An 18841-nucleotide genomic window follows, 5' to 3' on the forward strand; every position below is an offset into this window, starting at 1 on the left:
CGACGAGCATTTTCCGTACTCGACCAGGATCACACGATGACACGCCATTCCTCTGCCGGCCGTTGGCTCGGACCGACGCTACTCGGGTCCGCCGCGGCGCTCGCTGCATCGGCGCTCTACGCTGCCTCGAAGACGCGTGAGGCCGAGCACCAGACCCCACCAATCGGCCAGTTCCTGATCGTCGATGGGGTGAGACTGCACTACGTCGAGCGGGGCCGCGGCGAGCCGCTGGTGCTGATCCACGGTAACGGCATGATGATCCAGGATTTTCTGGTCAGCGGCATCGTCGAGGATCTCGCCAAGCGCTACCGGGTCATCATCATCGACCGGCCCGGCTACGGCTACAGCGACCGCCCGCGTAGGCTCTGGACGCCACGCGCCCACGCCACGCTGTTCCAGAAAGCGCTTCAGAAGCTCGGCGTCACGCAGGCTGTCGTGCTTGGACACTCCTGGGGTGCGCTGGTCGCAGTTGCCCTCGCGCTTCAGGCCCCGCAGCTCGTCCGTAGCCTCGTCTTGGCCTCCGGGTACTACTACCCGACGCTGCGCGCCGACGTACTGCTCTCATCCCCGGCGGCGATCCCGGGTATCGGCGACCTGATGCGTCACACCGTGTCGCCCGTGATCGGTCGGATCCTGCAGCCCGCCATGATCAAGACGATGTTCGCGCCGGCCGCCGTCACAGAGCGCTTCGACCGCCAGTTCCCGAAGGCCATGATGCTGCGCCCGATGCAGCTGCGTGCGTCGACGGAAGACGCCGCTCTGATGACGCCGGTGACTGTCGAGCTTGAGAAGCACTACCGCGATCTGAAGCTCCCGCTCGTGATCATCGTCGGTGGGGACGATCAGATCGCCGACGTCGACCGCCAGTCGAAGCGCCTACACAACGAGCTACCCAACAGTGACCTCATCGTCGTGCCTGGCATGGGCCACATGATCCAACATCTGGCACCGACCGAGGTCATCGCCGCGATCGACCGCGCCTCAGAGCTGGTTCGCGAAGCTGCCTAACAAGCATGCGGGGCGGATCGGGGGGCAGCCGTAACGGCATCTCGCCATTACCAGTCGCGGCCAAGGCTTTTGGCGATCCGGCTTGGGCGTGCATCCGTCAATGCCACGGTGAGTTTCGCCAGGGCTTGGCGAGCTGCGTTCAATCGGGCTGGCTTCAGGTTCCGCCGCGGCACCTGCAACGGCGGGATCGCGGCTTCCGCCAGGCGGTCGCCAGCATTCACGAGGCGATCAACCGCTCGTAGGATGCGTGGGTCCGGCTCGGTCAACGCACAGATATCCGACAATCCACTGCGAAGCGCATGCAGTGCCTCGCGCTCGTCTGAACCGGCCGCTAGCCCAGCTACAGCCCGATCGATCCGGACGAGCAGGTCAACGAGTGGGCGCGCTGCACGAAGGTGCTGTTCATCTGACGTCTCCAGCCTCGCTGGATCGCGACCTTCGATGTCAGTCATGCCTCATTTGCGAAACTCGCCCTATCAATGGACTGCTTGAGCGATAAACTGCCAAGCATGACTGTTTAGCCCAACCGCTACAGCCACCTGATGTTCCGCAGGTGTCGAGCTGCTCCGGTGTTCAGTGCGCTGTTCGAGGCCGGGTTAATTCCGCGGGGCGCCGACCAAGTCACGAACGCCGAGGCGATCGAAGTGAGTGCGCTGCGCCGGGCACCAGGTCTCGGCGCCATCAGTCTCGAATTCGGTCGAGAATTCGCCCTCCGCCGCATTGATGGCTTGCTGCAGCTTCCGCTTGCCGAACCAATCAAGCCCTTTGTTGAACAGGGCCTGTTCGATGTCCTGCACTCTCGCGCGATCGACGGCATAAAACATCGGGCACTCGCGCCCGACGACATTGACGCGAACGATCGCGTGGGCGGTTTGGCGGAGATCGAGATGCTGCTCAGACGGGGCTACCCTTGATCGACTGCCTTGCGCCGCGGTGGCAGTCCCCGCCGTAGCCGCAATGGCGAGACTGATCAGGGCGACGGGTATCAGCTTGGAATAATGCTCTCGATGACGAGACATTGGGGAAGCACCTGGTGGTACCGCCGAGCGTAAATGCCGGCTTGGCACATACGGAAGGTGGCGTGTGTGTGGGCGTCGGGCCACGATGCACAATACCATACACCAGCAGATGATTGGGGAGCGGGTCGCAACTGAATTACCCGCTCCAGTCGTAAATCGTTGCCCACCAAGCTGTCGGGGAGCGGACCTTCGCTGGGTCTGCAAAGTATCGGTAGGGGCCCGTCCGCTTTTCCAGCCGACCTTCTCCGAAGCGGACGGGCCGCTTTCGGCCAGACCCGGTCATTCAAGGTTGCTGCATCAAGCTGCCCGGAAGCAGACATTTCCAAGTCCCGGAGGGGGGCGTTATCTAAAATGATCAGATCACAATTCGGATCAGCAATCGCTGGTCGTGCGTCGGTGCGCCAGCATGACTTTATGGACTGGACTCCACGTTCGAACGGAGCATTGCTGTCGGCGTGCACAGGCGTACGGCTCGTAGCCCCGCGCACCCCCGCTGGCCCTTGGCCATTCGCGGGGTCTGCTCAGTGACAGCACGCCGCTGCCGCCGAGATCAGGTCCCGTCATGCCCCGCACCGCCCGAACCGACACGCTCAGCCAGATCCAGCGCCTCATCGTCGAAGGTGCCACCCGTCATCCTGAGCGTCGCCTCACCCGACCCGAGACCGTCAAGCCCTCGACCTACCGGTCCGCCGTCCAAGCGCTGCGCCGCCGCGGCCTACTCGCGGAGGGACCCGAGACCAAGGGGACCAACCGCCCCGCGGGCTCGGTGCTCACGCAAGATGCTGTCGCTCTCCTCGGACTGAAGGTCCTCGCACCGATCGAGGAAGCGGCCGCGACCGAGCGTGTGGCTGCGCGAGTGCCGAGGCCAGGCACGAAGCAGGCGCTCGTCGTCACGATGCTCATGCGGGCGGATGGTGCCAACATCGCGGAACTCATCGCCGCCACCGGCTGGCTCCCGCATACGACCCGCGCCGCCCTGACCGTCCTGCGCAAGCGCGGCTTCGCCATCGAGACGGTTCGCGAGGCGGGAGCGGGGACGCTCTACCGCCTCGGCGATGCGCCCGTGATCAATCGCGATGGCGGGAGTGCCGCGACCTTAGCCACAGCAGCGCCGAATACGGCGAACGCGATCGCGGAGCTCGCGCGATGACCGGAGAGGCTTCGACCACTCTGGCCGAGCTGCCGGGCATGAGCACAGTCGAGCTTCGAGCAGAATGGCGCCGCCTGTTCCGGCAAACACCGCCTCTGCTCAGCAGAGACCTGCTCGTGCGCGCTCTGGCCTACCGCGTCCAGGAACTCGCCCATGGCGGGCTGACCCGCAGCATGCAGCGTCGCCTGCGGACCCTCGCGGACACGACCGCCGAGGCCGATCCGGGACGCGGTGAAGCCACGTCCGCGGCTGCACGGAAGGACGTGACGCTTTCCCCTGGTGCCCGGCTCGTGCGCGAGTGGGGCGGCCGCACCCACGTGATCAGCGTCACGGTGGATGGCTTCGAGCACGAGGGCAAGCGCTACCGCTCGCTCAGCCAGATCGCCGAGGCGATCACCGGCGCACACTGGTCAGGCCCGCGCTTCTTCGGCCTCACCGGAACCAGGAGGGCCGTCCGCCATGGCTAAACCGAAGCCTCCCGCCCCTCGTATCGGCCAGACCCGGCTGCGCTGCGCCGTGTACACGCGCAAGTCGAGCGAGGAGGGCTTGGAGCAAAGCTTCAACTCGCTCGACGCCCAGCGTGAGGCCTGCGCCGCCTACGTCGCCAGCCAGCGCCACGAAGGCTGGCAGCTCTTACCGACCTTCTACGACGATGGCGGCTTCTCCGGCGGCAGCATGGATCGGCCGGCCCTCACCCGCCTACTCGCCGACGTCCAGGCCGGGCGCATCGACGTGGTCGTGGTCTACAAGGTCGACCGCCTCACCCGCGCACTCTCGGATTTCGCCAAGATCGTCGAGGTGTTTGACCGCCGCCAGGTCTCATTCGTGTCGGTGACCCAGGCGTTCAACACCACCAGCAGCATGGGCCGGCTGACGCTGAACGTGCTGCTCTCGTTCGCCCAGTTCGAGCGCGAGGTCACCGGAGAGCGCATCCGCGACAAGATCGCCGCGAGTAAGCGCAAGGGGATGTGGATGGGCGGGCTACCCCCGCTCGGCTACGATGTCTCCGACAAGAAGCTCGTGGTCAACGCCGCCGAGGCCGAGACCGTGCGGCTGATCTTCCGGCGCTACTGCAGCTTGCGCTCAGTACGACTGCTGGCAGCCGAACTCGCGCAGGCGGGCATCCTGAGCAAGGCGCGGCGCGGGGCCGATGGCGGTGGCTACGGTGCCCAGCCGCTCGGGCGCGGGGCGCTGTACGCGATGCTGGCCAACCGGCTGTATCGCGGTGAGGTCGTGCACAAGAGCCAGAGCTACCCGGGCGAGCACGACGCGATCATCGATGCCGAGCTGTTCGCCGAGGCGCAGGCGATCCTGGCGCACAACCGGGTCGAGCGGGATGATGGGGTGCGGGCGGAGGCGCCGAGCCTGCTCGCGGGTCTGGTCTACGACGCGGCCGGGGAGCGGCTGACGCCGTCGCACACCAACAAGCGCGGGGTGCGCTACCGGTACTACGTCTCGCGGCGGCTGATCACGGGCGCGGCCGATGCCGCAGAGGCCAATCGACAGGCCACTAAGAACCGAAGCGTATCACCGGGTGATTCGTCTGGGACCGACGAAGCCAAGCCCAGCGGCCAACGCATTCCGGCGGCCAAACTCGAGGCCATCGTCACGGACCGCCTGCGTGCGCTGCTCGGCAGCGGCACTGCTATGCAGGATATCACCCGGGACCGTCCCGCCCCGGAGCAACGCGCGCTGGTCGCAGCCGCGGCACGGTTGGCGGTCGACTGGCCCGCGCTGCCACACCCGGTTCAACGTCAAATCGTCCAGGCCGTGATCGTTCGGATCGATGTCGGTGCGGACCAGATCGACATCGGCATCGATGGTGAGCGCCTGCTGCACCGAATTGGCGTCGGATCGGTACACGAAACAGCGGAGCACCCGACCGCGATCGCAACCGACGCCACGCTGCAGCTGACGCTACCGGTGGCTCTGAAGCGGGTTGGGATGGAGATGCGTCTGATGATGCCCGGCGAGGCGGCTGGGCCAGATCGGGATGAGAGCCTGGCCAGGCTGATCGCCCGTGCCCATCGCATCCGCGAGCGTCTGACCGGCGACACACCACTGTCGATCGACGAGGTAGCGAAGGCAGAGGCGCTAACTCGATCGTACGCGACGCGGCTTCTGCGGCTGAGCTACCTCGCTCCAGACATCACGGCGCGGCTGATCTCGGGCGAGCATCCACCAGAGTTGAACGCGACCCAGCTGATGCAGGATACGCGTCTGCCCATGGATTGGGCCGAGCAGCGCACGGCTCTCGCGATGGCCTGATCAGCCCGGTCCCCTAACGTCCGAGACCCCATCGGCGCAGCCCTGATGTACGAGACCCTACGGGGTCTCGTCTCGTTCGCACGGCAGCCCGTCTTCGAAGAATCACTATGCCCGTCAGAGACACGGCTGACGCAGCTTGGTCAGGGGGCAGGCTGAGACGGTGGTACTGGCAAAGAGCCAAAGCGAGACCGCGGGACAGAATCGGCGCCGATCTGCAATCGCCTTCGTCTCTGTGACCGGATGCGTGTTCGAAGCCGGCGCAAAGTCCCGGCACAACCGACGAAATTCGGTGACCGGTGGAAATTCCACCAAGCCACAAAGCAGAAACGCAAAAGTGGCGGAGAGGGGGGGATTCGAACCCCCGATGCCCTTGCAGGCATGCCGCATTTCGAGTGCGGTGCATTCAACCGCTCTGCCACCTCTCCGCGAGGTGCCTCAATGAGACGGGCGGTGCGTAGCACGCGGGGTCGGGCTTCACAAGCTGCGGCGTGGGCCGGTCAGACCACGATCGTGATCGCCTGCGCGGCCCGGGTGAGGCCGGTGTAGAGCCAGCGGGCGCGGTGCTCGCGGAAGGCGTAGGATTCGTCGAACAAGGTCACCCGGTCCCATTGCGAACCCTGCGCCTTGTGGACGGTCAGCGCGTAGCCGTAGGTGAACTCGTCGGTCTCGCGACGCAGGAACAGCGGGATCTCCTCGTCCGTGCCCGAGATCATCGCGCGCAGCACCTTGATGTCGGTGGCGCGGCGGCGCAGCGCCGGGTCGTCCTCGGGCACGACGTCGAGGCGGATCAGGTCCGGGCGCGGCGGGGCGCGCAGGGCCTGCACTGTCCAGGTCGAGCCGTTGAGCAGGCCCTTCACCCGGTCGTTGCGCAGGCAGACCAGCTTCTCGCCCACCGCCGGCATCGGGTCGGTGTGGCCGGCGAGCTCCCGGAGCCGGTTGTTGTAGAGGCGGCGGGTCTTGTTGAGGCCGACCAGGACCTGGTCGCATTCCAGCACCTCGGCCGGGTCCAGCGTGCGCCGGGAGACGATCCGGCTCTGCCCGTAGGTCCCGAGTTCCAGCCGCCCGCCCTCGCGCACGGTCATGGCCATACGGACGATCGGGTCGTCCTTGGCCTGCCGGTGCACCTCGGTGAGCATCACGTCGGGCTCGGCCTCCGTGAAGAAGCCGCCGCCGCGCACGGGGGGCAGTTGCGCCGGGTCGCCCAGCACCAGCACCGGCCGGTCGAAGGACAGCAGGTCGTTGCCGAGGTCGGAATCGACCATCGAGCACTCGTCGATGATGATCAGGTCGGCCTTCGCGGCCGGGCCGGACCGGTTCAGCGTGAAGGTGGGGCCGCCCTCCTCCGCCTCCTTGGTGCGGTAGATCAGCGAGTGGATCGTGGCGGCGTCGTAGCAGCCCTTCTGGCGCATCACCGAGGCCGCCTTGCCGGTGAAGGCGCCGTAGACCACGGTGCCGTCGACATCCTCGGCGATCCGGCGGGCGAGCGTGGTCTTGCCGGTGCCGGCATAGCCGAACAGCCGGAACACCTGGCTTCCGCCGGCCTTCCGCCAGGCGGCGATGGCCTTCAGCGCCGCATCCTGCTGGGGCGCGAAAGCCGCCGGCAACCCGGCGCTCAACGGAACACCCTCATGGCCAGCGCACGGTGGGCGGCAGGGACGACAGGATCGAGGCGACGTTGCCGCCGGTCTTCAGCCCGAAGATCGTGCCCCGGTCGTAGAGCAGGTTGAACTCGACGTAGCGCCCGCGCCGGACCTGCTGCTCCTCGCGATCAGCCTCGGTCCAGGCGGTGTGGGCGTTGTCGCGCACGATTTTCGGATACGCCTCAAGGAAGGCGCGCCCCACGTCGCGGGTGAAGGCCAGATCCGCCTGCGGATCTCCAGTCCAGCGATAGTCATAGAAGATACCGCCGATGCCGCGGGGCTCGTTGCGGTGCTTGAGATGGAAGTATTCGTCGCACCAAGCCTTGTAGGCCGCATGGTCGACGCCGTGGGCCGCGCAGGCGCGCTCCAGGCAGGCGTGGAAATGCCGGCTGTCAGGATCGTCCTGGCTGCGCCGCCGCACCAGAACGGGCGTGAGGTCGGCGCCGCCGCCGAACCACGCCTTCGTGGTCACCACGAAGCGGGTGTTCATGTGCACCGTCGGCACATGCGGGTTCCATGGATGCGCGATCAGCGAGATGCCGGTGGCGAAGAAGCGCGGATCCTCGGCGGCCCCGGGCATCTGGGCACGGAATTCCGGGGCGAACTCGCCGTGAACCGTGGAGATGTGGACGCCGGCCTTCTCGAACACCCGGCCCTTGAGCATCGCCATGACGCCGCCGCCGCCGGGCCGACCGGTATGGTCGGTGCGGCTCCAGGGCGTCTTCTCGAAGGTGCCGGGTCCCGTGGGGGCATCCGGATGGAACGGCCCCTCGACCTCGGCCTCCAGGGCCTCGAAGGCCGCCAGGATGTGGTCGCGCAGGGTCGCGAACCAAGCCGCGGCCTCGGATTTCATGGCCGTCACGTCGGCCTCGGACAGGGGGGCAGTCAGGGCTGCGCGGGCGGCGTCCGGCATGGTCATGCGGTAGGCTTTCCCACTGCGCCGATTGGGCGTCAATCGGTGGGCGTCAATTCGCCGAACCGGAACCGGCGTCAGCGCCGGGCGCCCTCGCCCACGGGCTTGAGCAGGCCGGTGGCGCTTGCCACCAGCTCGCCCTGCGCGTCGCGGATCTCGGCCTCGCAGAAGGTCACCGAGCGCCCGGCCCGGGTGACGCGCCCCTCCGCGATCAGGGTTCCGCGCCCCGGTGCGAGGAACCGGGTCTGCATGTCCAGGGTCACCACGGGCCGCCCGGCCTTCAGGCGGGCGGCGGTCCCGAGGGCGACATCGAGCAGCGTGCAGATCACGCCGCCATGGGCGATGCCGAGGTTGTTGGCGTGCTCGGGCCGCAGGACGAGGCGCAGCCGGGTGCGGCCCTCCCGCACGTCCAGGGCCTCGATCCCGCAATGGTCCACGAACGGGATGTGGGCGCCGAAGACCGTGCCCTGCTCCGATGGTTGATCCACGCCGCCATCCCCAGATCTGATTCCGCCGACATCGTCATCGGGCCGACAGTATACAATCCCGTGACCCGCTCACGCCCCGGATCCCGCCGCGTGCGACGTGTTTCCGGTTTGTTGCGAGACCGGGCAACGATTTTCTCAGACGAAGCCGCGGAATCGGCGCGTCCCAAAGGCGTAACGCCTGCAGACCGCAAGGACCGGATCTCGTTCAAGTGCGGCTCGCCGCTGTCGCGTTGCTCGGCCGACGATTTCAGCTGCACCGACGGCTTGAGTAATATGCGTGTTCATGGCCGACGCATTATGTAAGGAAACTCTCGACGACGACTTGATTTTGTTGCACAGACGATAGAACCGTGCCCCACCGTCGGATAGAGGGAGTCATCGATGGACGACATCGCCACAGATCAGCAGCAGACCTTTATCGAGCAGGCCTCGGACATCGTGTCCGCGTATGTCTCGAACAATTCCGTCCCGATCAGCGAATTGCCCGCGCTCCTGGCCGGCGTTCACGCGGCTCTGGCAAAGCTCTCCGCTCCGGCGGCTGCCGTCACCGAGACGGCCGACAAGCCCACGCCGGCCCAGATCCGCAAGTCGGTGACCCCGGACGCGCTGATCTCGTTCATCGACGGCAAGCCCTACAAGACGCTGAAGCGTCACCTGTCGCGCAACGGCCTGACCATCGAGCAGTATCGCGAGCGCTTCGGCCTGCCGCGGGACTACCCCTCGACGGCCGCCAGCTACTCGGCGCAGCGTTCCGAGCTCGCCCGCAGCCTCGGCCTCGGCCAGCAGCGCCGCAAGTCCGCGGCGCCCGTGCAGGAGCCCGAGGAGGAGCCGGCCGAGAAGCCGAAGAAGGCGAGCCGTCCGCGCAAGGCCAAGGAAACCGCCTGATCCAGCCGGTCGCCCGGTCTCGGGCGGCCCCGATCCCGCAGCCTCGATCCGACTGATGGTTCGGGCGGCGCACATCCCGTGCGCCGCCCGAACCATATCTGCGTTCCGGGGCCCGCCCCGCGCACCGTGGAAACCGATCAGGCGAAGTCGGCGAGATCGTCGGCCACATCCCCCGCGGCGCGCTCCGTCTCGGCTTTCTCGGCCTCGCTCTTCTCAGGCTTGTCGGCCTCTGGCTGACGGCCGGGCGCCGTCGACAGCCCATCCGCGTCCGGCGCATCAACGCCCTGCCCGTCCTTGGTTCGGTCCGGCATCCGGCTCGACATGCTGCGCACTCCCATGGCCCGTTCGGCTGGGGTGCAAAGCCCCCAACGACACACCCGTTCCGAACCCACCACTGCGCGTCCGGTGACGGACAGGCTCTGCGTGATCCCGTTCGAGGCGTGCCGGCGCGGCGGCGGACCGGATCTCGACCCCGCGGCTCACCGGCCTGCCCGGGGTCGGCCGCTCCGCAGACCGGGCGGAACGCACACCGTATCGTGACGGCGGCGAGCCGGCCCCACCCGGCTGGCGCCGGATCTGAGATGCACCGGATGCGACCGATCGCGAAGGCTCGCGTTGACCGCCCGGCAACACGGGACGGGAGCGTGGATTGGGCAATCGCTACGGGTTGGAGATCCGCGCCGCCGCAGGGTCCGACGCTCCAGGTCTCGCCGAACTCATGGGTGCGGCCGGTGTCGCGGTCGGCGCGGCGGATCTGACGGTCCGGCTCGACGCGCTCCAGGGCGGCGGCGGCACGGCCCTCGTGGCGGTGGAATGGGGGCCGCCGAGCGGCCTGATCGCGCTCAGTCCCGTCCGCACCCTGGAGGCGCCCAGGGCGACAGGCCTGATCACCACCCTGATCGTCGGGGCGGAGTCCCGGCGCCGGGGCATCGGCCGAGTGCTCCTGAAGGCGGCCGGGCGGGCGGCGCGCCAGGCCGGCTGCGACCGGCTGGTCCTGAGCGTCGGGCCCGGCCAGGACGACCTGCGCGCCTTCTGCGAGGCCGCCGGGTTCGTCGCCGACGGGCACAGCCTCGCGCGGCCCTTGCTGAAGCGCGGATCCGGCGAGACTTGAGATCCGCGACACCATGGGCGCAGCCGGCAGCGGATATCGGGCGTTGACCCGGAGATACTGGAGTTCCACCGATGCTGCTGAGATCCGAAACCCCGCCGTCACCCGGAAACCTTCAGGCCGATCCGCCGCCGGATTCGAATAACCCGACCTCGGCGCAGCTCAAGGGCGATATCGACAGCGGGCGAACCGGCGACAAGATTCCCCATGTCGATGTCGGCGCCGCCCCGCTCGGCACCTGCGAGGAGGCCGGAGGCGCACCGCCGACCTCCCAGGAAGTCCGCCTGGCGCGGCAGAACGAGCGCGCGCCCTCCGAGAAGGCGGCGGCCGGGATCATGCAGACGCGCACGCCCTGGATCACCCCGGCCTTCGCGGGCGCCATCGTGGCGATCGCGGTGGTGCTGACGGTGTCCCTCTGGCTGACGCATTAGGCCCGTTCCCGATCGCGTTGCGATCCGGAACGGCTCTCCGTCCTAGATCCGACGCGCTCGCTGAGGCCGAACCGGCATCTACGCCGGCGGCGAGCGCTCCGGGCCGGACCCCGCGGGGTCCCGGGATGATGCAAGACGACACGGCACCGCTGGAGGCGGCTTAAAGGTCGATTCACGTCGATGCGGTTAGCGTGAGCTTACTGCAGTCTTGCGTAAACCGATCCTCATGCCCCCATCCGTCGACGCTCCGCCGGACCTGTCCGGGCTCCTCGAATTGGCACGGATCGAGAATCTCGATCTCAAGCCGGTGATCCTCCGCGTGCAGACCGACTTGTTCGTTCGGGCACCCGGACGGGACCGGGCCGAGATCGAGATTTTCGAATCCCTCGCCTGCGGCCTGATCCCCACGGTGGACGAAGAGACCGCCGAGGTCGTCGCCCGCAAGCTCGCCCCCTTCCCCGAGACGCCACCCACCGTCCTGGAGGCGCTCGCCCTCCGCGGCGGCGCCGTCCGCGACACGGTGGTGACGCTCGCCCCGGTCCTGAGCCACAGCCTGATCGAGGCCGCCCTCGCCGACGGATCCGACATCGCCGCCCGCATCGCCACCCGGGTTGGGCTGAGCCGCGAGGCGGTCGACGGACTGTCCCGCGAGGACCGCCTCGAGATCGACGTGGCGCTCGCCGCCAATGTCGGCATCATCCTGCGCGGTGCGGCGCTCGCCCGCCTCGTGAGCCGCGGCCGCGGCGTCGCCGACCTCGCGCACCGGCTCCTGGCCCGGCCGGATGTCTCGGCCGCCGACCTCGTGCCGCTCTACCTGCACGCCGATCCGATTCGCCGCGAGGTGATCGGCCGGACCGTCGAGGCGACCGCCGCCCTGCGCCCCTGCCCGCCGCCGCCGCGCGGCCTGGGCGAGACCCTGACCGGCCTCTCGGCGGCCCAGGACGTCCCGCGCTTCATCGCGGCCCTGGCCGACAGCCTCGGAATTGCCCACGACTTCCTCGCCGTCGTCACCGATCCCGGGGCACGCTACGACTTGCTGACGCTCGGGTTGCGCGCCGCCGGCCTGCACGAGGAGGAGGCGGTCTTCATCTTCCTCACCCTCAACCAGGGCGTCGCGCGCTCGGCCGAGCGTGTCTCCGGCCTGGTGCGCCTGTTCCGGACCGTGAGCCGGCCGGCCTCCCGCGACCTGATCGCGGCGATCCTCGATACGCCGCTGGCCGAGCGCGGACGCAGTGAAGCCCACCAGCCGCTGCACGGCCCGGAGGCAACGCTGCGCCAGGGCCCCGAGCGCGCCGGGGCACAGCGCCCGCCCCTGCCGATGCGTGCCTTCCGGGCGACCGGCGGCGAGGCCGGCTGAGCCATCGCGGTCAGGGATTCAGAAGGGCTCGGCCCTTTGGAAACCCGATATCAGTGCGGATCCGACGGGCCCCGCCAGGCGGGCTGCCGGTCGGAGGCTTCCAGCGTGTCGTTCGAGGCCGGCTCGGGCTCGTCAACGCCGGCGCGTCGGCTCAGCTCCGCCATCAGGCCCCGGGCCAGCACCGCACGCACCGCCCGGTCCCGGGTCTCCGCAGGGATTGCGTCGAGGGCGGCCGGAACCGCATTCCGAGCGTTCGCGGCGGCCGCGCCCGTGAGCTTGCGGGTATCCGCGGCCGGATCCGCGCCGGTGCGCAGCAGGGCGCAGTACGAGAGCGCGCCGATCACCAGCGCGGCGCGCAGCAGGAAAGTCATCGGGCGGGCTCCGTGGCGGATGTCGCGCGCTATCGAACGCGAAAATCCGTCCGGTTTCGTGAACTCCGCCTCAACCGGTTCGGTTTTCACGCGCCATGGTGAACGAAGCCCGCGCGTAGAAGTCTGGTTACCTTACGGAAAGCATCCCGCGCATTCGGCCAAGTCGCGCAACACTCGTTTAAGCCGCCCCTGCGACTGTCCGGTAGTCGTTTTGAAGTCGAGCCGGAGGCGCGGGGAATGTCGATTGGCATTCACCGCGGCGCGTGTGAGCCTTGCCTGTTAAAAAAGCCCTGACGTCTCTGCTCGACGACCGTCTCGCGGGGCTCGTCCACGAATCCGTGGCGGACGATGCGAGCGTCCGGTTCCGGCATGAGCGCTTCCTGGTGTCTCGCCTCGCCACCGGCGTGGTGATGATGGCGGCCCTGCCGCCCTACCTGCTCTGGCGCGGGGTGCCGTCGGGCATCGAGGTGGTGGCGATCGCCAGCCTGCTGCTGCCGGTGCTGGCCGCCGTGCTGCTCGCCCGCACCGGGTGCCTCTGGATGGCGCACGCGATCTCGTCGGCCGGCCTGACCGGGCTGGTGGTCTGCCTCGCGGGCCTCACCGGCGGAGCCACCTCCCCGGCCGCGGTCTGGCTGGTGGCGATCCCGCTCGAGGCGCTGGTGTCCGGCTCGATGCGGGCCACCGCCGCAGCGGCATTCCTGGCCGTCCTCGGCGTCCTGGGGGTGGTCTTCCTGGGCTCCTGGGGCGGCGCCGTCCCGCTGGTGGACATCTCCGCCAGCGTCGCCCTTCCGGTCTTCGCGATCACCGCGATCGGCCACGTCGCCGCCCAGGCCCTGGAGCACATGCGCAACGAGGGCACCTGGCGCGAGCGGCTGCGCGACAACGAGGCCCGCGACCGGTTGCTGCTGTCGGCGATCGACGACCTCGTGACCTGGCACGACCGCAACGGCCGCGTGCTCGAGGCGTCGGTCTCGGCGAGCCGGATGGTCGGCAGCGACGCGGCGCAGCTGCGCGGCCACGGCCTGCTGGAGCGGGTCCACGTCGCCGACCGTCCCGCCTTCCTCAAGGCGGTGAGCGACGTCGCCGCCAGCGGGCGCCCGGCCACGCTGCCGCTGCGCCTCCACGTCGAGCCCGCCGCCGGCCGGCCCGACGGCGCCCGCCTGATCCATGCCGAGATGCGCGCCCACCGGATCGCGCATGGCCCCCATGACACGGCCATGACGGTGGTGGCGGTGACCCGCGACATGACCGAGCATCACCGCCACGCCGAGGAGCTGGAGCGCGCCCGCGCCGAGGCCGAGCGCGCCGACGCGATCAAGGGGCGGTTCCTGGCCAACGTCACGCACGAGCTGCGCACGCCGCTCAACGCGATCATCGGCTTCTCGGAAGTGCTTGCCGGTGAAGGCGCGGTCAGCCTCAGCCCGGACCAGGCCCGGGAATATGCCGGGATCATCGGCTCCTCCGGCCACCACCTCCTCGGCGTCGTCAACACGCTCCTCGACATGAGCCGGATCCAGAGCGGCAACTTCGACTACGCGCCGGAGACGTTCGATGCCGCTGCGCTGGTGCAGACCTGCTGCGACCTGATGCGTCTCAAGGCCGAGACCGCAGGGGTCACGCTGGCGGCCTCCGTGCCGGGCCCGATCGAGATCACGGCCGATCCCAGCGCGTGCCGACAGGTGCTGATCAACCTGATCTCGAACGCGGTGAAGTTCACCCCGCGGGGCGGACGGGTCGACCTGTCCCTGCGCCGTGGCCCGGATGGCCTGGAGATCGTCGTCGCCGATACCGGCGTCGGCGTCGGCGAGGGCGACTTGCCCAAGCTCGGCACGCCGTTCTTCCAGGCCGGCAGCGGCGGCTACAAGCGCCAGCACGAGGGAACCGGCCTCGGCCTCTCGGTGGTGCAGGGCCTCGTCGGCCTGCACGGCGGCGCGATGCTGATCGAGAGCGCCCCGAGTGCCGGGACCGCCGTCACCGTGACGCTGCCTTTCGTCTGCCGGGATCCCGCGGCCGCCGCCGGCCCCGCCCCGATCCGCACGGCCGTGCGCGGCGCGGCCGCCCCGCGCCGGGCGGTGGTGCGCCTGCCGCTCGGCCTGTTCGACGCGGAACCCGGCGCCGCGTCGGAGCCGGCCCTGCGCCGCGCCGGCTGAGCCAGCGATCCGCGAGAAGGAGACACGATGTCAGGCTACCGCGAGATCACCGTCCCGGGCGAGGCACGCTCCGCCCGCCGTCCCGTCCAGCGGCGCGCCGCCCCGAGCGACTGGCGCGGCGTGCTCGTGGGGGCCATGAAGGCCACGGGCGCCTCGTGCCGGAACAGCCCCGGCACGGTGGTCAGCAGCCTCGTGGCCGTGGGAGCGGCCGGCTTCATCTGCTTCAACGCCCTCGGCCATCAATCCGGCCGCCATCCGGCGCCGATCCTGCCCAAGGTCGCGGCTCAGAAGGTCCCTGCCCCGCGCGAGGCGGCGGCGGCCCCGAAGGAGGCGATCCGGGATGTCGCCAAGGAGCCGGTGCAACCCGAACGCGCCGCGGCCAAGCAGGCCGTCCGCGACCCGATCGCCGAGTTGATCCGCTCCGACGAGACGACCGCCTCGGTGACGCCCAGGGCCGTCCCGACCCGGTCTGCCGCGAAGCCGGCACCGAAGGAGACCGCCAAAGAGACCCCGAAGACGGCCAAATCCGAAAAGGACGCCGATCCGGTGTTGCGCGCGCAGAAGGCGCTGTCGAAGCTCGGCTATCCGGTCAAGCCGGACGGTGCGATGGGGCCGGGCACCCGGGCGGCGATCGAAAAGTTCGAGCGCGGCGCCAAGCTGCCGGTGACCGGCGAGGCCGCGGGCCGGACCCTGCGCGCATTGCTGTCCCACGCCGGACAGGGTTGAGGCGCTCGCCGGCGCGGCGAGGGCCTATAGGAGCCGGCGAGAACCGGGCGAGGCCCGGATCCGCCGGCTTGGCGCACTCAGTATTGCGTGCCGGTGAAGCGGCAGATCGTCTTGCAGCGCGGGCCGCCATTACCCTGCCAGGACTTCGCATGGCCGATCGACCCGGTCATGTCCTGGGTCGGATTTCCCCCGGATCGATGGACCACGATGTTGCAGGGGTCGCTCGCGGTCCGCTGATAGCGTGGGCAGGACCTCGACTCGCGGTTGCCCAGCAGATCCATCAGCGTTTCCGCCTTGACGTCGGCCGGTGCGCTGACCGCGCAGGCGGAGGACAGGATGAGTGCAGCAATCCAAGCGAATCTCGGCATGTAGATGCTCCTTTCCGCGCCGTCTCCTGCAAATCTGAGCGGCTTATGCTCAGTTAATCATCAGAATTCAGTGATTATGTGCGCAATAACACATCGATTGATCTTATTTTAATCCCGATCTTGACGGATTATTTTCTCGGATTACTCGGCCGACTTGATCGTTGTGCATCCGGTCGGGCGAAGGCCGGGTCTGGCGCGATGCGAGCGGTCCGATCCACGGTTGCTCCAGGGGCCGCTTTCGCGCATCCCGGGCGCTCGTCCGGGAGGCCCGACACGCATGCGCCTGCGCTCCGATTTCTGGGTCTCGGCCCACCTGCGCCGCCTCGGCATCGAGGGCATCCCGGCGGTCCAGCGGCGGCGCGGCTCTCCGGAGGCCGGCGCGATCTTCGTCAAGGTCGACCGCCTCGACGGCACCGCCGACCTCTACGGCCCTGCCCCCCAGGCCCTGTTCGAGGCTGAGGACAGCGGCGACCGCCGCTTCACCGCGCTCGTCACGGGCGGCACGCCGCTCGACGTCGAGGAGCGGTTGACCAAGGAGATCCGGTTCGATTCCGATCTCTGGATCATCGAGATCGACGATCGACAGGGACGGCATGTTTTGGAATTGGCGGAGTAGTTTAAACGCTCTCAGCCCGGGAGATCGCCAATAATAATGTGAATGATAATCGTATTATTCAGCTCAATACCGCCCCCGGATTCAGGGCGGGGCGGTGAGCCATCGCCCCGATCCTGTCGCTTCCCCTACCCCCACAATTCCGGCTCCGGCGGATGCACGATGCTGCCGTCGTAGTGCAGCGGCGGGGCGCGGTCGCGGGCGAGCAGCAGGGGGCCGTCGAGGTCGACGAAGTCGGCCTGGGACGCCAGCAGCGTGGCGGGCGCCATGCCGAGCGAGGTGCCGAGCATGCAGCCGACCATCACGGACAGGCCCCGGGCCCGGGCCTCGCGGGCGAGCAGTACCGCCTCGGTCAGGCCGCCGGTCTTGTCGAGCTTGATGTTGATCGCGTCGTAGCGGCCGGCCAGCCTGTCGAGGCCGGCGCGGTCGTGCAGGCTCTCGTCGGCGCAGACCGGGACCGGGTGCGGGATCTCGGCGAGCAGCGCGTCGGCGTCGGCCGGCAGGGGCTGCTCGATCAGCGCGACGCCCGCCGCCAGGCAGGCCGCGAGGTTGGCCTCGACGGTCTCCGGGCGCCACGCCTCGTTGGCGTCGACGATCAGCCGGGCTTGCGGGGCGCCCGCCCGCACCGCTGCAATGCGCTCGGGGTCGCCGACGCCGCCGAGCTTCACCTTGAGCAGCGGCCGGTGGGACGCCGTGCGGGCGGCCTCGCCCATGCTCTCGGGCGTGCCGAGGCTTAGCGTGTAGGCGGTGACGGCCGGCTGCGGCGCCGGCAGCCCGGCGATCTCCCAGGCCCGGCGGCCCTGGAGCTTGGCCTCCAGGTCGAACAGGGCCGAGTCGAGGGCGTTGCGCGCCGCCCCCGCCTTCATCCGTGCGGTCAGCTCGTCTCGGCCGATCCCGGCGGCGATCGCCTCCGCCTGCCCCTCGATCAGCGCGACGACGCTCTCGACGCTTTCGCCGTAGCGCGGATAAGGCACGCACTCGCCGCGCCCGATCCCGTTCGCATCCGTGATGGTCGCCACCACCACGGCGATCTCGGTGCGGCTGCCCCGGGAGATCGTGAACGCGCCGGCGATCGGGAAGCGCTCGACGGAGAGGGTCAGGCGGCGGGCCATGTCAGACCTCCGGGAAGTCGGCGACGATCCGGTCGACCAGCCCGGCGACGCCGAAGCGCACCGGGTCGGTGGCGGGCAGGCCGTGCTCGGCGGCGAGTTTGTCGAGAAGCGCCTTGGCCTCGCCCTCGCTAAGCGCCTGCGTGTTCACGGCAATGCCCACCGGGCGGATCGCCGGGTTGGTCAGGCTGCCGAGCTGCACGGTGAGGTCGATCACCTGCTGGAGGGTCGGCAACGGGTGTTTCACGCCCCGCATCGTGGTGCGGGTCGGCTCATGGCAGACCACGAAGGCGTCGGCCTGCGCACCGTGCAGGAGGCCCAGGCTGACCCCCGCGAAGGACGGGTGGAACAGCGAACCCTGCCCTTCCAGCAGGTCCCAGTGATTCGGGGCGGCCTCCGGCGAGATCGTCTCGACCGCACCGGAGATGAAGTCGGCCACCACCGCGTCGATGGCGACGCCCCGGCCGGAGATGAACACGCCGGTCTGTCCGGTGGCGCAGAAATCCGCGTCGAGGCCGCGCTCGCGCATGCCGCGCTCCAAGGCCAGCACGGTGTACTTCTTGCCGACCGAGCAGTCGGTGCCGACGGTGAGCAGGCGCCGGCCCGCGCGCTTGGTGCCCTTGCCGGTGGGGAAGCGCTCATCGGTGTGGCGGACGTCGTGGAGCTGGCGGCCGCGCCGGGCGGCGGCCTCCGCGATCGCCGGGACCGCACCGAGCTTGACATGCAGGCCGCTCGCCACGTCGAGACCGGCCTCGATCGCCGCCACGATCTCTTTGATCCAATGGTCCGGCAGCGTGCCGCCGGCGTTGACCACGCCGATCACCAGGGTCCGGCAGCCCTTGGCCAGGGCCTCCGGCAGGGTCATGTCGGGGATCCCCAGATCGGCCGCGCAGCCGGGGAGACGCATCTGGCCGACGCACCATTCCGGGCGCCAATCCTTGATGCCGTAGGCGGTCTTGGCCGCCAGCGTGTCGGGCACGTCACCCAGGAACATCAGATAGGGCGTGGCGATCTGCATCGGTCGAAAAGCCTTCTGGGGAAGCCGGCGGTCCGTCTATGCGGGATCGTGGCCGCCCGGCGCAATGCACGATGGCGGCCAGGGCGGTGGACGCCGCCCCTGTCCGGCGCATCGCCGGCATGTCCGGGCAGCGGTGGATTTCCCAGGCCGCTCCGTCCTTTCGGCCCGCGCGCCGGAACGGGCGGCATCCGCGCACGATTGCCGAGGGAGTCCCGCTCG

General features: G+C 69.2%; 21 protein-coding genes and 1 tRNA gene. 12 read left to right on the forward strand and 10 right to left on the reverse strand.

Going from position 1 to position 18841, the window contains the following annotated elements; genetic code table 11:
* The first annotated feature begins 36 nt into the window (after positions 1-36).
* Positions 37-1008 carry an alpha/beta fold hydrolase gene (locus ACYQPG_RS01875; protein WP_461230121.1) on the forward strand — a complete coding sequence of 324 codons (972 nt, stop codon included), beginning with the start codon at positions 37-39 and terminating at the stop codon, positions 1006-1008.
* A gap of 47 nt (positions 1009-1055) precedes the next feature.
* Here ACYQPG_RS01875 and ACYQPG_RS01880 read toward each other — a convergent pair whose 3' ends face one another.
* Positions 1056-1460 carry a hypothetical protein gene (locus tag ACYQPG_RS01880; protein WP_461230122.1) on the reverse strand — a complete coding sequence of 135 codons (405 nt, stop codon included), beginning with the start codon at positions 1458-1460 and terminating at the stop codon, positions 1056-1058.
* Positions 1461-1577: 117 nt separating this feature from the next.
* Between ACYQPG_RS01880 and ACYQPG_RS01885 the strand changes: the two genes are divergently transcribed.
* The 4 genes from ACYQPG_RS01885 (at position 1578) to ACYQPG_RS01900 (ending at position 5445) form a co-directional block, all read left to right on the forward strand.
* Positions 1578-1922: a hypothetical protein gene (locus ACYQPG_RS01885; protein WP_461230123.1), complete on the forward strand. Its 345-nt coding sequence runs from the start codon at positions 1578-1580 to the stop codon at positions 1920-1922.
* 667 nt (positions 1923-2589) lie between these two features.
* Entirely contained in the window at positions 2590-3177 is a 588-nt protein-coding gene (locus ACYQPG_RS01890; RefSeq protein ID WP_461230124.1) for a DUF3489 domain-containing protein, read from the forward strand.
* Positions 3174-3644 carry a DUF2924 domain-containing protein gene (locus ACYQPG_RS01895; RefSeq protein WP_461230125.1) on the forward strand — a complete coding sequence of 157 codons (471 nt, stop codon included), beginning with the start codon at positions 3174-3176 and terminating at the stop codon, positions 3642-3644. The genes ACYQPG_RS01890 and ACYQPG_RS01895 overlap by 4 nt, the downstream gene beginning before the upstream one ends.
* Positions 3637-5445 carry a recombinase family protein gene (locus ACYQPG_RS01900; protein ID WP_461230126.1) on the forward strand — a complete coding sequence of 603 codons (1809 nt, stop codon included), beginning with the start codon at positions 3637-3639 and terminating at the stop codon, positions 5443-5445. Before ACYQPG_RS01895 ends, ACYQPG_RS01900 begins: the two co-directional genes overlap by 8 nt.
* Positions 5446-5780: 335 nt before the next feature.
* Here the strand turns inward: ACYQPG_RS01900 and ACYQPG_RS01905 are convergent.
* The 4 genes from ACYQPG_RS01905 to ACYQPG_RS01920 all read right to left on the reverse strand — a co-directional run bounded on the left by ACYQPG_RS01905 (position 5781) and on the right by ACYQPG_RS01920 (position 8486).
* Positions 5781-5870: transfer RNA gene (locus tag ACYQPG_RS01905), tRNA-Ser, on the reverse strand.
* A 72-nt stretch (positions 5871-5942) separates the two neighbouring features.
* On the reverse strand, positions 5943-7061 hold the full coding sequence (locus ACYQPG_RS01910; protein WP_147906460.1) for an ATP-dependent DNA helicase: 1119 nt from the start codon (positions 7059-7061) through the stop codon (positions 5943-5945).
* A gap of 10 nt (positions 7062-7071) precedes the next feature.
* Positions 7072-8004 (reverse strand): oxygen-dependent coproporphyrinogen oxidase, encoded by a 933-nt coding sequence (hemF, locus tag ACYQPG_RS01915; RefSeq protein ID WP_461230127.1) that lies wholly within the window; start codon positions 8002-8004, stop codon positions 7072-7074.
* 71 nt (positions 8005-8075) lie between these two features.
* A complete protein-coding gene (locus tag ACYQPG_RS01920; protein WP_147940359.1) occupies positions 8076-8486 on the reverse strand; it encodes a PaaI family thioesterase in 411 nt (136 codons plus the stop codon).
* 381 nt (positions 8487-8867) lie between these two features.
* On the opposite strand from ACYQPG_RS01920, the gene ACYQPG_RS01925 reads away from it, so the two are divergent.
* A complete protein-coding gene (locus ACYQPG_RS01925) occupies positions 8868-9371 on the forward strand; it encodes a Ros/MucR family transcriptional regulator (protein ID WP_147855615.1) in 504 nt (167 codons plus the stop codon).
* A 137-nt stretch (positions 9372-9508) separates the two neighbouring features.
* Here ACYQPG_RS01925 and ACYQPG_RS01930 read toward each other — a convergent pair whose 3' ends face one another.
* On the reverse strand, positions 9509-9709 hold the full coding sequence (locus tag ACYQPG_RS01930) for a hypothetical protein (protein WP_461230128.1): 201 nt from the start codon (positions 9707-9709) through the stop codon (positions 9509-9511).
* Between the two features lie 311 nt (positions 9710-10020).
* On the opposite strand from ACYQPG_RS01930, the gene ACYQPG_RS01935 reads away from it, so the two are divergent.
* From ACYQPG_RS01935 to ACYQPG_RS01945, 3 genes are all read left to right on the forward strand, one after another.
* Positions 10021-10482: a GNAT family N-acetyltransferase gene (locus ACYQPG_RS01935; protein ID WP_461230129.1), complete on the forward strand. Its 462-nt coding sequence runs from the start codon at positions 10021-10023 to the stop codon at positions 10480-10482.
* Positions 10483-10553: 71 nt separating this feature from the next.
* Positions 10554-10910, forward strand: coding sequence for a hypothetical protein (locus ACYQPG_RS01940; RefSeq protein WP_147906463.1), 357 nt, complete (start codon positions 10554-10556; stop codon positions 10908-10910).
* A 226-nt stretch (positions 10911-11136) separates the two neighbouring features.
* Complete coding sequence (locus ACYQPG_RS01945; RefSeq protein WP_461230130.1) at positions 11137-12267, forward strand: hypothetical protein; 1131 nt, start codon at positions 11137-11139, stop codon at positions 12265-12267.
* 50 nt (positions 12268-12317) lie between these two features.
* On the opposite strand, the gene ACYQPG_RS01950 is transcribed toward ACYQPG_RS01945, so the two are convergent.
* Complete coding sequence (locus tag ACYQPG_RS01950; protein WP_461230131.1) at positions 12318-12638, reverse strand: hypothetical protein; 321 nt, start codon at positions 12636-12638, stop codon at positions 12318-12320.
* Between the two features lie 272 nt (positions 12639-12910).
* Here ACYQPG_RS01950 and ACYQPG_RS01955 point away from each other — a divergent pair, with 272 nt between their 5' ends.
* Together ACYQPG_RS01955 and ACYQPG_RS01960 are read left to right on the forward strand one after the other, a co-directional pair.
* A complete protein-coding gene (locus tag ACYQPG_RS01955) occupies positions 12911-14788 on the forward strand; it encodes a sensor histidine kinase (protein ID WP_147906466.1) in 1878 nt (625 codons plus the stop codon).
* A gap of 27 nt (positions 14789-14815) precedes the next feature.
* The gene (locus ACYQPG_RS01960; RefSeq protein ID WP_461230132.1) at positions 14816-15514 is read left to right on the forward strand and encodes a peptidoglycan-binding domain-containing protein; all 699 of its coding nucleotides are present in this window, start codon (positions 14816-14818) and stop codon (positions 15512-15514) included.
* Positions 15515-15591: 77 nt separating this feature from the next.
* Here ACYQPG_RS01960 and ACYQPG_RS01965 read toward each other — a convergent pair whose 3' ends face one another.
* Positions 15592-15882: a hypothetical protein gene (locus ACYQPG_RS01965; RefSeq protein ID WP_147897041.1), complete on the reverse strand. Its 291-nt coding sequence runs from the start codon at positions 15880-15882 to the stop codon at positions 15592-15594.
* 277 nt (positions 15883-16159) lie between these two features.
* Here ACYQPG_RS01965 and ACYQPG_RS01970 point away from each other — a divergent pair, with 277 nt between their 5' ends.
* On the forward strand, positions 16160-16498 hold the full coding sequence (locus ACYQPG_RS01970) for a DUF1491 family protein (protein WP_461230133.1): 339 nt from the start codon (positions 16160-16162) through the stop codon (positions 16496-16498).
* Between the two features lie 125 nt (positions 16499-16623).
* Here ACYQPG_RS01970 and dgcA read toward each other — a convergent pair whose 3' ends face one another.
* Positions 16624-17607, reverse strand: coding sequence for an N-acetyl-D-Glu racemase DgcA (gene dgcA, locus ACYQPG_RS01975; RefSeq protein ID WP_461230134.1), 984 nt, complete (start codon positions 17605-17607; stop codon positions 16624-16626).
* 1 nt (position 17608) lies between these two features.
* Entirely contained in the window at positions 17609-18622 is a 1014-nt protein-coding gene (gene dgcN, locus ACYQPG_RS01980) for an N-acetyltransferase DgcN (RefSeq protein WP_147906470.1), read from the reverse strand.
* Between the last annotated feature and the right edge of the window lie 219 nt (positions 18623-18841).

The sequence above is a fragment of the Methylobacterium sp. CM6246 genome (assembly GCF_054818005.1).